Raw genomic sequence first — 13,516 nt, forward strand, 5'->3', positions numbered from 1 at the left:
TCACGCATGTTGAGTCGTTTTGCCCTGGCACGTGGCCGTGGTCGGCTCCAACGAGACCCTGCTGCCGGTCGCCCCGCTGACCACCGCGATCTCGTCACGTGAGTACCTCGTCGGCGGCACCTTCAACGGGAAGGTCTCCGGCGGTGGCAAGACCAAGCTGACCGGCGGCACGCTGGAGGCCGGGGCTCAGATCGGTTGCGGCATCATCAGCGACGAGACGGAGATCAACCCCGGGCTCAGCTTTTCGCCGAGCCTCAAGATCCCGTTCACCGGGTCCGCGGGCGATGTCGGCGCCGGCACCGGTATCAGCTTGCAGGGCAAGGTGTACCTGAAGCCGGGAACGGTCACCATCGTCCCGATCGACAAGAAGTCGTTCAAGGGCACCGGTACCCGCGTGACCATCACGGGCGTTCGCATCAAGTTCGATCAGTGCGCGGGGCAGTCGTTCATTCGCACCTACGCGACGCTGACCAGCTCGACCGACAACACCGACGACGTCATCACGTACCTCGGCGTCACCAAGGCCGTCTGACACCGACCATGACTCGCACCGATCACGACGTTGATCCCTCGGATTCGAAACCCATGAGAGGCACAAGTTCCCGCATGTTGAATCGTTTCGCCACCCTGGCTGCAGTATGTCTGTTGGTCCCGGCCGCGTTGGCACCGCTTGCGTCGGCCGACCCGCCACCGCCGCCGCCGGCGGACCCAGCCGTTGACGCCGGCCCACCTCCGGACAACGGACTCGTCGCCTCAGCCGAGCCGGGCGTCGTCACCACCCCGGACGGGTGGAAGCTCACGGTGTCCGCCGCCAATGAGAGTCAGCTGCCCGTAGCGCCGCTGACCACCGCGGCATCGTCTCGCGAATACCTGGTCGCGGCCACGTTCACCGGCACCGTCACCGGCGGCGGGTCAACGTCGCTGAACGGCGGCACCCTGGACACCGGCTACCAGATCGGCTGCGGCATCGAACTCGGCCAGGTCCGCCTCATCGGTTCGATCGGTCTCAGCACGTCGGGATCGACGCTGGCAGGCATCATTCCGACCGGTGTGAGCATGCCGATGTCGGGCACCATCGAGATCCACGCCAAGCCCGGCACCGTCACCAATGTCTCGGTGAACAAGAAGTCGTTCAAGGCGGCGCCGGTACGCGTCACGGTGAAGGACGTCCACATCAAGATTGACGGCTGCGTGGGCCAGTCCTTCCTGCGCTCGTACGCGACGCTGACCAGTTCCACCACCGACACCGACGATGTGGTGGCTTATTACGGCGTCACCAAGGCAGTCTGACGGGCTGGACGTGAAAGCGAAACACGGAGGCATGAGCGAGAATTCGGCTGGCGCGCTAACCGTCAAGAACGCGATGGCCACCCTCGCCGCGGCCGGGCTGTTCACGGTCGGCGCGGCGGTTGTCTGCTCGGCAACCGCCGCCGCCGACCCGGCACCGCCGGAGGTTCCAGGTGCACCCGCGGTCGCCGCCCCGGCACCGGCTCCTGAACCGGCACCGCCCGGAGCGACGGTGCCCGTGATGGGTGCACCGCTGGGGCCGAACGGTCTATCGGTTCTGGGCCAGACCGGCACCGAAACGGCACCCGGCAGACTCGGCGTCCCAAACGGGGTTGACATGAGTCCTGGCGCGCTGCTGGGCCAATACACATCTCCGTCGGCACCGGGTGGGCCGCCACCGACCGAGACGCCCAACCTCAGGGCGTTCAACAACGGACATTTCTTTCCCCAGAACGAGAAGCCGTCGGCGCCCGGTGAAGGCACGGTGGTCGGCGTGGCACCGGGCCAGGAGAACGCAGACATCTCCGGGCTCGACTTCATTCGACAGATGCGCGAAATGTCCCACAACGGGAATCTGCGTGGCTCATTGCTCGGTCAGGTGCCCAAAGAGCAACTCGGCGAACCACTTCCGGGCACTGCACCGCCGCCCGGAACCAATATTCCGCAGGGTCTCGGTGAGAACCTCCCCGATCCGGCAGGGCCGCCGCCGGCACCGGGGGCACCGCCACCACCCCCGGCGGAGCCAGTTCCCGCACCGCCTGCTCCATAACTCCATAGACATTCGGGCAGCATCCGGCAATCCCTGGATGCTGCCCGATTTCCCTTCTGCCCCAACACCCCACTCAGCCGGTCTCCTTGGCAATTGTCGATGGACAAATTTTGCTAACTTTCTGTTAACTTTCTGTACATCGGGAATACACTGACTGGTAACGGTCGGGGCTACCAGTGAGAGCAGCAGCATGAGATCCGACCGCCGGGAGGGTCGACATGCTGGCACGAAAACGAATTTCGACTGTCATCGGATTTGCCGTGCTCATTCCGGCCATTGCAATCGGGGGCGCTCCATTGGCGGCGGCGGACCCGCAGAGCAATCAACGGGCCGACGAAACCATCTCCGCCCTGAGCGCCGAGGGCTACAACGTAGCGATCAACTGGGTCGGCGGCAAGAGCACGCTGTCGCTGTCACTGTGCCGGGTCAATTCGATCCACAACCCCAACCGCAGCACTCCGGCCCTGCCCAAGTCAGAAGTAACGGTCTACGTGGATGTGCAGTGCCCGGATGAGGGTTCGAATTCGTAACCGTCCTGAATCAGGCTGCCACACAACATCTCCCACGAGCCTTTGCAGCGAAAAGACTGGCCATAAGCCGATCCGACCGCCGGAAGGATCAGGTTGTGGAGGCATGCGGCCCCACGGTTCGGGTGGCGCCGTTTAACGGACAACCCGACAGCGACAATGCAATCAACCAGACCACGCCCGCCAGCACGGCGAGATCCGCGACGTTGAACACCGGCATTGGGCCGATGGCCAGAAAGTCGACCACGTGGCCCCGCGGCTGACGTTTCGATGAATATCTGTGGCTACCGCCCACGAATGTCACGCCAGAGTGGCACCGGAGCGCAGGCGCCACTCTGGCGTGACGGTCCCGGGGCGATGCGCACGGAGGTTAGGGTGACTTCGTGCCGGATTCAGTGTTGGTCAGCGTCGACGATCACATCGCAGTCATCACCGTCAACGATCCCGATCGCCGCAATGCGGTGACCTTCGAGATGTCGGCCGCCCTGCGCGCCGCGGTTGAGGCCGCCGAGGCCAACCCCGATGTGAACGCCGTGATCGTCACCGGTGCCGGCAAAGCGTTCTGTGCCGGCGCCGACCTCACCGCGCTCGGCGAGGCCACCGAGGACGGGCTGCGCAAGATCTACGACGGGTTTCTGGCGGTCGCACACTGCACGCTCCCGACGATCGCCGCGGTCAACGGCGCCGCGGTCGGCGCGGGCCTCAACCTGGCGCTGGCCGCCGACGTCCGCATCGCGGGCCCGGGCGCGCTGTTCGATCCCCGGTTCCAGAAGCTGGGTATCCATCCCGGCGGCGGAGCCACCTGGATGCTGCAGCGCGCCGTCGGCCCGCAGGTAGCCCGAGCGGCCCTGTTGTTCGGCATGCGCTTCGACGCCGAATCCGCGGTCCGCCACGGATTGGCGCTGTCGATCGCCGAGGATCCGGTGGGTGCTGCCCGCATGCTCGCCGCAGGCCCCGCCGGCGCTCCACGCGACGTGGTGATCGCCACCAAGGCCTCGATGCGGGCCACCGCCAATCCCGGGACAGTCGACATCGATCAACATGGCGCCGCCGTCGACATCGAACTTGGCCCGCAGGCCCGCTCCATCGAATCCCCGGAGTTTGCAGCGCGTTTGGCCGCCGCCAAACGCAAGTAGCAATTACAGCTCTCCGCTAGAGGTCCATCACCGCCAGCTCGGGTGCCTCCAGCAGTGCGCGCAGGTCACCCAGGAACGCGGCGGCCTGAGCACCGTCCACGACACGGTGGTCGAAGGCACAGGTCAACGACATGGTCGGGCGGGCCACCACCGCCCCGTCCACCACGACCGGGCGCGGTTTGATCGAGCCCATGCCCAGAATGGCTGCCTCCGGATAGTTGATCACCGGCACACCGTCGTCCAGGCCGAGGGCGCCGAAGTTCGACACGGTGAATGTCGACCCGCTCAGCTCTGCCGGACTGAGGGTGCCGGCTCGGGCCTGTTCCACCAGGCCGGCCACGGTGCCCGCCAACTGCCGGGTCGTCATCGCCTGCGCGTCACGGATAACGGGAACCAACAGGCCGCGCGGTGCGGCCACCCCGAAGCCCAGATGTACGGCCGGATGCCGGTGAATCTGAGCGCCTTCCGTGGTTTCCAGCCACGTGGAGTTCAGTAGCTGGTGCCGTCCCAGCACCACGACGAGCAGCCGCAGCGTCAATACGAACGGCGTGACGGGCAACTCCGCATCGGCGGCCCGGATTCGGTCCCGCAGCTGCAACAAGGCGGCGCAGTCGACATCGACACGGGCGTGGGCATCGGGGATTTCCTTGTGTGACAAAGACATCCGTCGCGCCATGGCCGCCTGAACACCACCGACATCGAGAATCTCCGAACTGCCCGCGGCGGCCAGCACGTCGTCGCGGGTGACGATCCCCTCAGGGCCGGACCCCGGACTCAACGTATCGAGGTCCACGTGCAGATCGGCCGCCAGCTTGCGCACGGGTGGTTTGGCACGTGCCCGCGGGCTGCCCGCGGTCGGCCTACGTCTACTGGCATCCATGGTGTCGTCAGCGCCGTACCCGACCAGTACCGATTTACGCGGTGTCGCGCCATATTTCGCCGGACTGGCCGGGGTAGCGACTGGCTCGCTTGCATCGATCCGGACCAGCAGCGAGCCGACGGTCAAGGTATCCCCCGCTGCGCCACCGAGTTCGAGCACCTGCCCGGCGAACGGGCTGGGGATCTCCACCTCGGCCTTGTTGGTCTCGACGGTGCACAGTGTCTGATTGAGGCCGACCGTGTCGCCCACCGCGACACTCCAGCTGGTGATGGTGGCGTCCTGTAGGCCCTCGCCGAGATCAGGGACCAGAAACTCCCGGTTCACGGCTGTTCCAGCGCACGCTCGACGCAGTCGAGCAACCGGTCGACGCCGGGCAACCACGCCTTCTCCAGCCGGGCCGGCGGGTACGGTGTGTCAAAACCGGTGGCGCGCAACACGGGTGCCTCAAGGTCGTAGAAACACTCCTCGGAGATCCGCGCCGCGAGCTCGGCCCCGAAGCCCAGGGTCCGAGGCCCCTCGTGCATCACCACGGCCCGCCCGGTGCGTCGCACCGACTCGGCGACGGTCTCGAAATCGAGTGGGTTCAGCGAGCGCAGATCGACCACCTCGAGGCTCCAGCCCCGATCGTCGGCCAGGTCCGCGGCGTTGAGCGCGGTGCCCACCAGCCCGCCGTACGTGATCACCGTGACATCGGTTCCATTGCGTCGCACCGCGGCCCGGCCGATCGGCGGCGCCGGCGAGCTGGTGTCGACGAGTTCGCGGGCCCAGTAGCGCCGCTTGGGCTCTAGAAAGATCACCGGGTCCGGACTACTGATCGCGTACCGCAGCAGCCAGTATGCGTCCGACGGGGTGGACGGCACGACCACCTTGAGGCCGGCGGTGTGCAGCCAGTACGACTCGGTGGATTCCGAGTGGTGCTCCACCGCACCGATGCCACCGAACGACGGAATCCGCACCGTCACAGGCATGTTCACGTCACCGTGGGTGCGCATATGGTATTTCGCCAGGTGGCTGACGATCTGGTCGAAGGCCGGATAGCTGAATCCGTCGAACTGCATCTCCGGCACGGGGATGAAACCGCGAATGGCCAGGCCGATGGAAACACCGATGATCGCCGATTCGGCCAGAGGAGTGTCGAAGCACCGGTCGGCACCGAAGGTTTCGGCCAGCCCCTCGGTGACCCGGAAGACTCCGCCGAGGGTGGCGACGTCCTCACCGAACACCAGCACATGCTCATCGGCGGCCATTGCGTCGCGCAGCGCCCGGTTGATCGCGGCGGCCATCGTCAGTTCGATGGCCATCGGCACGGACCCCGACGTTGGGGGCATCTTGAGCTGGGTCAGGGCAGGCTCCCACGGCTCCGGCGAATCACCCTGAGCGGCAGGACGATCGATGATCTGAGTCATGGGTCTCACGCCTCCTTCGCCAGTTCGGCCAACAACTGATCGCGTTGGCGTGCCAGATCCGGGGTGATCTCGGCATACACCGAGTCGAACAGCTCGGCTGGATCCGCGTCGGCGGCTCCGACGATGGTGTCGCGTAGCTCGGTGCACAGCCGGTGGGACCGCGCCGCCATACGTTGGTCCAGACGGTCGTCGAGCACGCCCACGGTCTGGAGGTAGGTGCGGTAGCGCGCGATCGGATCGCGGGCCAGCCAGTCGTCGAGCTCGCTCGCGGACCGGTAGCGGGTGGGATCATCGGACGTGGTGTGCGGGCCCATCCGGTAGGTGACCGCCTCGATCAGCGTGGGACCGACGCCGTGGCGGGCCCGTTCGGCCGCCTCGGCCATCACGGCATAGCAGGCCAGCACGTCGTTGCCGTCAACACGGACCCCCGGCATGCCATAGCCGATCGCGCGATGTGCGATCGACGGCCCGGCCTGCTGCCGGCACACCGGCACGGAGATCGCCCACTGATTGTTCTGCACGAAGAACACGCACGGCGTATTGAAAACCGACGCCAGGTTGAGCGCTTCGTGCGCGTCGCCCTCGCTGGTCGCGCCGTCACCGAGAAAGGCGACGGTCACCGATTCCTCGCCGAGGCGTTGGGCGGCCATCGCCGCGCCGACCGCGTGCAGCCCGTGGGTGCCGATCGGAATCGCGATCGGGGCAACGCAACGGCTGATGAACTCCACGCCCCCGTGCCATTTGCCCCGCCACACCGCGCCCATCTGTCCCGGGGTGATCCCGCGCAGCAGGAAAGCGCCGATCTCCCGGTACTGCGGGAACAGCCAGTCGGTCTTGCGCAGACAGGCTGTCGCCCCGATCTGCGCGGCCTCCTGGCCGCGACACGACGCGTACAACGCCAACTCACCTTGGCGTTGCAGGTTGATGAATTCGGTATCCAGTTCGCGGGTGACCACCATGGACTCGTAGAGCCAAGCCAGGGTCTCGTGAGGCAGATCGCGGCTGTAGCGAATCTCGCCGGTGGGTGACCCGTCTGCGTCCACCAGACGTACCGGATCCAGATCGACACTCGACGGCGCGGGAGCCCGCCCGGTAGGTGACACAGCCATACCGCCTCCTTCTCGGGTGACGGCATGTTGCGCCGCCAGACCATGAGGTGCTCAGAGCGGCGGCGGTACGGGCAAAACCCCTGGTGAGGGGCCTCTGGCTAATGCCTGGGTGTGGCGCTAGTCAGACGATCCGCTCGGCCCGTCGCAGCACTGGGGCATATCGCCATTATGCGCTCGAATCGGGTTGGGCCGCGTCCATCGCCGGTAACGGATGGGACGCGTGTCGGACAAGGCCGGCGTCGGGTGCCCTCATGCGCGAGCCGACGCTGCGGTACCCGAAATGAGCGGTTTCGGGGTACCGCAGCGTCTGCTCGGCGGGGAAACGCTAGGGGGCCAGGGCGACGATGCGTTCGGCGCGGCGCAAAACGGGAGCGTCGACCATCAGACCGTCGTGCTGGAAGACGCCACGTTCGGTCGCCACCCGATCGAGCACCGCCCGCGCCCAGGCGATTTGTTCCTCGGTCGGGGCGTAGGCCGAGCGGATGACCGCGACCTGCGTCGGGTGGATCGCCACCTTGGCGTCGAATCCGACCGCGACCGCGTCATCGGACTCTGCCCGCAGGCCATCGAGATCCTTGATGTCGAGATACACCGAATCCAGCGCCAGCTTCCCGTAAGCCTTGGCGGCCAGCAGGGTCTGCGACCGCACGTGCTGGGCAACGTCGCGGTAGGTACCGTCGGACCGGCGGTTGGCGGTGCCACCGGTGACGGCGAACAGATCTTCGGCCCCCCACATCACCGCGACGGCGTTGTCGGGCTGCACCAGCTCCACCACGTTCAGCGCGGCCAGCGGCGTCTCGATCAGCACCACGACATCGAGCGGCGCCAGAGCCGTCACCTGATCCGCGTGCTCGGACTTGGCGAGCATCACCGTGGTGTAGTCGGTCGCCGCTACCGCCTTCAGGTCGAGCTCGTGGTCGGCGGTGTTGGTCGGATTGACCCGCACCACTGTCCGCGCCGGGTCCAGCCGGGTGTCGATCAGGGCCTGACGGGCGGCTGGACGGTCCTTGGCCGCACACCCGTCCTCGAGGTCGAGGATCACCACATCGGCTGCCGCCGAGGCCTTTTCGAACCGCTCGGGACGGTCGGCCGGGCAGAACAGCCAGCCCGGGCCTGGTGCCTGCAATGTCACGACTCCCCCTCCGGACGCATCCGCACCATGGTCTTGCGCGACGCCGTGGCCACGATGTCACCGTGCTGGTTGCGGCCGGTGTGGGCCAACGTCACGATGCCCTCCCCCGGCCGACTCTTGGATGCCCGCTTCTCGGTGATCTCGGTTTCGGCGTACAGCGTGTCACCGTGGAAAAGCGGCTTGGGGAAAGCGATCTCGGAGAATCCGAGGTTGCCGACGATGGTGCCCTGGGTCAGCTGAGCCACCGACAAGCCGACGAGCGTGGACAGGGTGAACATCGAATTGACCAACCGCGCGTTGAACGGTGGCAGGGCATCGGCGAACGCCGCATCCAGGTGCAGGGCCTGGGTGTTCATGGTCAGCGTGGTGAACAGCACGTTGTCGGCCTCGGTGATGGTGCGCCCGGGACGGTGCAGGTAGCGCACCCCGATCTCGAACTCCTCGAACCACAACCCGCGCTGTTCTATTACTTTCTGGGACCGTTCTTCCCCTGAGGTCACAAGCCCGCCTCCCGCGCGATCAGCATCAGCTGCACTTCCGTTGTCCCCTCGCCGATTTCGAGAATCTTGCTGTCCCGGTAATGACGTGCCACCGGGTATTCGTTCATGAATCCGTAGCCGCCGAAAATCTGGGTGGCGTCGCGGGCATTGTCCATCGCGGCCTCGCTGGACACCAGCTTGGCCACCGATGCCGCCTTCTTGAACGGCTTGCCGGACAGCATCAGCGCCGCGGCGTCGTAGTACGCGGCGCGGGCGGTGTGGGCGCGGGCCTCCATCCGGGCGATCTTGAAGGCGATGGCCTGGTAGGTGCCGATGGCGGCGCCGAAGGCCTGACGCTCCTTGGCGTACTTGACGCACTCGTCCACACAACCTTGCGCGACTCCGACCGACAGCGCCGCGATGGCGATACGGCCTTCATCGAGGATGCGCAGGAAGTTGGCGTAGCCGCGTCCCTGTTCACCGAGCAGGTTCTCGGCGGGCACCCGGACGTCGTCGAAGCTCAGCGGGTGGGTGTCCGAGGCGTTCCAACCGACCTTGTTGTACGCCGGTTCCGCGGTGAATCCCTCGATGGGCACCGGCACCAGGATCGACGAGATCTCCTTCTTGCCGCCGTCGGCCTCACCGGTAACGGCCGTCACGGTGACCAGCTTGGTGATGTCGGTGCCGGAGTTGGTGATGAACTGCTTGGAGCCGTTGATCACCCAGTGACCGTCGTCCATCTTGGCGGTGGTCTTGGTGGCGCCGGCGTCGCTGCCGCCGCCGGCCTCGGTCAGGCCGAACGCACCCAACGCCTTGCCGCTGGCCAGCAGCGGCAGCCACTCCTGCTTCTGGGCGTCATTGCCGAAGCGGTACACCGGCATGGCGCCCAGCGAAACCCCGGCCTCCAGCGTGATGGCCACGCTCTGGTCGACTTTTCCGAGCTCTTCCAAGGCCAGGCACAGCGCGAAGTAGTCGCCGCCCATGCCGCCGTACTCCTCGGGGAACGGCAGGCCGAACAGCCCCATGTCGGCCATGCCGGAGACGACCTCGTACGGGAACGAGTGTTCCTCATCGTGTTTGGCAGCCACCGGCGCGACCACGCTCTGCGCGAAGTCGCGGACGGACTTGGCCAGTTCCGCGTAGTGATCCGGCAGGGTGCCGGTGGACAGAAAGTCCGTCATTGCTCGCTCTCCTGTGTTGCAGCGGTGATCCGGGCCAGCGGCTGGCCCACCTTGACCTGGTCGCCGACGGCGACAAGTAGTTCGGCCACACCGTCGGTGGGTGCCGCCAGGGCATGCTCCATCTTCATCGCCTCCACGGTGACCACCATGGTCCCGGCGGTAACCTCGGCACCGCTCTCAACGCCCACGGCGACAACCGATCCCGGCATGGGACTGACGAGTTCGGCGTCGCCACTGTGCTCGTCGTCGGGCCGCACCGGCGCCTCGCGCACCTCCTCGACCACGTAACTGTGCCCGGCACCGGAGAGCCAGAGCTGGCCGGTCCCGCCGCTCAGCTGCGTGGCGACCAGGTACTCGGCGCGCATCCCGTCGAGCGTGACGGTGAACTGATCACCGACGAAAGCCGCGCTGACGGTGTGGGTTTCACCGTTCTCGACCGTGGCGTTGGCCTGGTCGGGATTGCCGGAGAGGTATACGTGATCGGTGCGGTCGCCGGCCCGCAGCCGGAAGGCCGCCGGGGCACGCCCACCCACCCGCCAGCCTGTCGGACGGGCCCACAGGTCGTCGCCGGCCTCGGTCCAATTGCTGATCCACTGGTAGGCCGCCGCCGCGATCAACTCCGCATCGCCGAGGGCCTGGGGCGCGAAATCCGGTGCCCGACGGTCCAACAGGCCGGTGTCCAGCCGGCCCGCGGCCACATCAGGATCGGCCAGCAGGAAGCGAAGGAACTCGGTGTTGGTGGTCAGACCCAGTACCGCGGTATCGCCCAGCGCCCGGTCCAGCTTGTGTAGCGCCGCCGCTCGGTCGGCGCCGTGGGCGATGACCTTCGACAACATTGGGTCGTAGTCGCTGCCGACGACGGTGCCGGCGGTGAGGCCGGAATCCACCCGAACCCCGGGCCCTTTGGGCTCACGCAGTCCGAGCACCTGCCCACCGGTGGGCAGGAAGCCGTTGGCCGGGTCCTCGGCATAGACCCGAGCCTCCATCGCGTGCCCGGTCATGATGATGTCGTCCTGGCCGATCGCGAGCTTCTCCCCGACCGCGATGCGGACCTGTTGTTCCACCAGGTCGACTCCGGTGACCATTTCGGTGACCGGATGTTCCACCTGAAGCCGGGTATTCATCTCCATGAAGAAGAACTCGTCGGGCGCATCGGCGGACACGATGAACTCCACCGTGCCGGCGCCCGTGTAGTCGACACTACGCGCGGTGTCGCACGCAGCCGCGCCGATACGGGCCCGGGTGGCCGGGTCCAACAGCGGCGAGGGCGCCTCTTCGATGACCTTTTGGTGCCTGCGCTGCAGACTACATTCCCGCTCGCCCAGGTGTATCACGTTGCCGTGTCCGTCCGCGAGCACCTGCACCTCGATATGGCGGGGCCGCAACACATATCGTTCCAGGAACAGGGCGTCGTCGCCGAAGGCCGCAGCCGCCTCGCGTCGGGCCGATACGAGGGCAGCCGCAAGTTCATCGGCCTGCTCCACCACCCGCATACCCTTGCCGCCACCGCCCGCCGACGGCTTGACCAGTACCGGGAAACCGACCTCGGGTGCCCCCGCGATCAAGTCCTCATCGGTCAGGCCCGGACGCGAGATGCCGGGTACGACAGGCACACCGAACGCCGACACGGCGGCCTTGGCCGCGATCTTGTCGCCCATCGTGGCGATCGCCGCGGCGGGCGGGCCGATGAACACGATGCCTGCCGCCTGTAGCGCGGCGGCAAACTCCGCGTTCTCGGAAAGGAATCCATAGCCGGGGTGCACTGCCTGCGCGCCGGTGCGCTGCGCGGCAGCGACCACTGCGTCGATATCGAGGTAGCTCTGCCGGGCCGCGGCGGGTCCGATACGGACCGCCACGTCCGCCTCTGCGACATGACGGGCGCCGGCGTCGGCATCGCTGAACACCGCGACCGACCGGATGCCCATGGTCCGCAGGGTGCGGATGACCCGGACCGCGATCTCGCCACGGTTGGCGACGAGGACTGTGTCGAATATAGCGCTTGAAGTCATCATCACATCCGGAATACGCCGTAGGAGACCGGCTCCAGCGGAGCCTGGCCGACAACCGAAAGGGCAAGTCCGAGTACGGTTCTGGTATCCGCCGGGTCGATCACGCCGTCATCCCAGAGCCGGGCCGTCGAATAGTACGGGTTGCCCTGGTGCTCGTACTGGTCGCGGATCGGCGCCTTGAACTGCTCTTCCTCCTCGGCGCTCATCTCGCCGCGCACAGTGGCCAGCACCGAGGCGGCCTGCTCGCCGCCCATCACCGAGATGCGGGCGTTGGGCCACATCCACAAAAACCGCGGCGAATAGGCACGTCCGCACATGGAATAGTTGCCTGCGCCGTAGGAGCCGCCGATCACCACGGTCAGCTTCGGCACGCGGGCACAGGCCACCGCGGTAACCATCTTGGCGCCGTGCTTGGCGATGCCCGAGGCCTCGTAGTCGCGGCCGACCATGAACCCGGCGATGTTCTGCAGGAACAGCAGCGGCGTCTTGCGTTTGTCACAGAGCTCGATGAAATGTGCTCCCTTGAGCGCGGATTCGCCGAACAGCACACCGTTGTTGGCGACGATTCCGACCGGGTGACCGTGGATGCGGGCGAACCCGGTGACCAGGGTGGTGCCGTACTCGGCCTTGAATTCGTTGAACTCGCCGCCGTCGACGATGCGGGTGATCACCTGGTGCACGTCGTAGGGCACGCGAGCGTCGACCGGGACCACGTCGTAGAGCTCGGCCTGGTCGGCGACGGCGTCCACGGTGGGCGTCACGGCCCACGGCGGGGCCTCGGCCGGCCCCAATGTGGCGACGATGTTGCGCACGATCCGCAGTGCGTCGCGGTCATCGTGGGCCAGGTGGTCGGTGACGCCGGAAGTCTTGGAATGCAGGTCCCCGCCTCCGAGGTCCTCGGCGGTGACAACCTCACCGGTGGCGGCCTTCACCAGCGGCGGGCCGCCCAGGAAGATCGTGCCCTGGTTGCGCACGATGACCGCCTCGTCGCTCATCGCCGGCACATAGGCCCCGCCCGCGGTGCACGAGCCCAGCACCGCGGCGATCTGGGCGATGCCCTGCGCGCTCATCGTGGCCTGGTTGTAGAAGATCCGGCCGAAGTGCTCACGGTCGGGGAACACCTCGTCCTGGCGCGGCAGGAAGGCCCCGCCGGAGTCAACCAGGTAGATGCACGGCAGCTTGTTCTGCAACGCGATCTCCTGCGCGCGCAGATGTTTCTTGACGGTGACCGGGTAATAGGTCCCGCCCTTGACCGTCGCGTCGTTGGCGACAATCAGGCATTCGCGGCCCGAGACCCGACCGATGCCCGCGATCATTCCGGCGCCGGGACATTCGTCGTCGTACATCCCTTCGGCGGCCAATGCGGCGATCTCCAGGAACGGACTGCCCGGGTCCAGCAGGCCGTCGACCCGATCGCGGGGCAGCAACTTACCCCGGTCGACGTGGCGTTGACGGGCCCGCTCGGGGCCGCCGAGGGCGGCGGTAGCGAGCTTGGCACGCAACTGCCCAACCAGCGCCAGATGATCGTCGCGGTGCGATGACAAGGCAGCTCCCGTTTCGGTTAATGACAACTAACTCATGGTAGGTTAGTTTCCATTAAC

The 13,516-nt window shown here is 66.8% G+C and carries 14 protein-coding genes; 5 read left to right on the forward strand and 9 right to left on the reverse strand.

What is annotated here, in order from left to right; genetic code table 11:
- Positions 1 to 19 precede the first annotated feature (19 nt).
- The 4 genes from HBE63_RS15440 to HBE63_RS15455 all read left to right on the forward strand — a co-directional run bounded on the left by HBE63_RS15440 (position 20) and on the right by HBE63_RS15455 (position 2,586).
- On the forward strand, positions 20 to 532 hold the full coding sequence (locus tag HBE63_RS15440; RefSeq protein ID WP_243858075.1) for an MspA family porin: 513 nt from the start codon (positions 20 to 22) through the stop codon (positions 530 to 532).
- 74 nt (positions 533 to 606) lie between these two features.
- Complete coding sequence (locus HBE63_RS15445; RefSeq protein WP_166905517.1) at positions 607 to 1,290, forward strand: MspA family porin; 684 nt, start codon at positions 607 to 609, stop codon at positions 1,288 to 1,290.
- A gap of 31 nt (positions 1,291 to 1,321) precedes the next feature.
- Entirely contained in the window at positions 1,322 to 2,056 is a 735-nt protein-coding gene (locus HBE63_RS15450; protein WP_166905518.1) for a hypothetical protein, read from the forward strand.
- Positions 2,057 to 2,274: 218 nt separating this feature from the next.
- Complete coding sequence (locus tag HBE63_RS15455) at positions 2,275 to 2,586, forward strand: hypothetical protein (protein ID WP_166905519.1); 312 nt, start codon at positions 2,275 to 2,277, stop codon at positions 2,584 to 2,586.
- Between the two features lie 88 nt (positions 2,587 to 2,674).
- Here the strand turns inward: HBE63_RS15455 and HBE63_RS15460 are convergent, their stop codons facing one another.
- Positions 2,675 to 2,830, reverse strand: a complete 156-nt coding sequence (locus HBE63_RS15460) for a hypothetical protein (protein ID WP_371814755.1) — start codon at positions 2,828 to 2,830, stop codon at positions 2,675 to 2,677.
- A 136-nt stretch (positions 2,831 to 2,966) separates the two neighbouring features.
- Here HBE63_RS15460 and HBE63_RS15465 point away from each other — a divergent pair, with 136 nt between their 5' ends.
- Positions 2,967 to 3,719 (forward strand): enoyl-CoA hydratase, encoded by a 753-nt coding sequence (locus tag HBE63_RS15465; protein ID WP_166905520.1) that lies wholly within the window; start codon positions 2,967 to 2,969, stop codon positions 3,717 to 3,719.
- 16 nt (positions 3,720 to 3,735) lie between these two features.
- On the opposite strand, the gene HBE63_RS15470 is transcribed toward HBE63_RS15465, so the two are convergent.
- From HBE63_RS15470 to HBE63_RS15505, 8 genes are all read right to left on the reverse strand, one after another.
- Positions 3,736 to 4,923: a dihydrolipoamide acetyltransferase family protein gene (locus HBE63_RS15470; protein ID WP_166905521.1), complete on the reverse strand. Its 1,188-nt coding sequence runs from the start codon at positions 4,921 to 4,923 to the stop codon at positions 3,736 to 3,738.
- Entirely contained in the window at positions 4,920 to 5,927 is a 1,008-nt protein-coding gene (locus HBE63_RS15475; RefSeq protein WP_243858733.1) for an alpha-ketoacid dehydrogenase subunit beta, read from the reverse strand. Before HBE63_RS15475 ends, HBE63_RS15470 begins: the two co-directional genes overlap by 4 nt.
- Positions 5,928 to 6,010: 83 nt before the next feature.
- A complete protein-coding gene (gene pdhA / locus HBE63_RS15480) occupies positions 6,011 to 7,114 on the reverse strand; it encodes a pyruvate dehydrogenase (acetyl-transferring) E1 component subunit alpha (RefSeq protein WP_166905523.1) in 1,104 nt (367 codons plus the stop codon).
- A 325-nt stretch (positions 7,115 to 7,439) separates the two neighbouring features.
- Positions 7,440 to 8,246, reverse strand: a complete 807-nt coding sequence (locus HBE63_RS15485) for a CoA ester lyase (RefSeq protein WP_166905524.1) — start codon at positions 8,244 to 8,246, stop codon at positions 7,440 to 7,442.
- On the reverse strand, positions 8,243 to 8,746 hold the full coding sequence (locus HBE63_RS15490) for a MaoC family dehydratase (RefSeq protein WP_166905525.1): 504 nt from the start codon (positions 8,744 to 8,746) through the stop codon (positions 8,243 to 8,245). The genes HBE63_RS15485 and HBE63_RS15490 overlap by 4 nt, the downstream gene beginning before the upstream one ends.
- Positions 8,743 to 9,906: an acyl-CoA dehydrogenase family protein gene (locus HBE63_RS15495; protein ID WP_166905526.1), complete on the reverse strand. Its 1,164-nt coding sequence runs from the start codon at positions 9,904 to 9,906 to the stop codon at positions 8,743 to 8,745. Before HBE63_RS15495 ends, HBE63_RS15490 begins: the two co-directional genes overlap by 4 nt.
- Complete coding sequence (locus HBE63_RS15500; RefSeq protein WP_166905527.1) at positions 9,903 to 11,915, reverse strand: acetyl/propionyl/methylcrotonyl-CoA carboxylase subunit alpha; 2,013 nt, start codon at positions 11,913 to 11,915, stop codon at positions 9,903 to 9,905. Before HBE63_RS15500 ends, HBE63_RS15495 begins: the two co-directional genes overlap by 4 nt.
- Positions 11,916 to 11,917: 2 nt before the next feature.
- A complete protein-coding gene (locus tag HBE63_RS15505) occupies positions 11,918 to 13,459 on the reverse strand; it encodes a carboxyl transferase domain-containing protein (RefSeq protein WP_166909840.1) in 1,542 nt (513 codons plus the stop codon).
- Positions 13,460 to 13,516: the final 57 nt, after the last annotated feature.

The sequence above is a fragment of the Mycobacterium sp. DL440 genome (genome assembly GCF_011745145.1).
In the GTDB taxonomy this organism is placed as follows: domain Bacteria; phylum Actinomycetota; class Actinomycetes; order Mycobacteriales; family Mycobacteriaceae; genus Mycobacterium.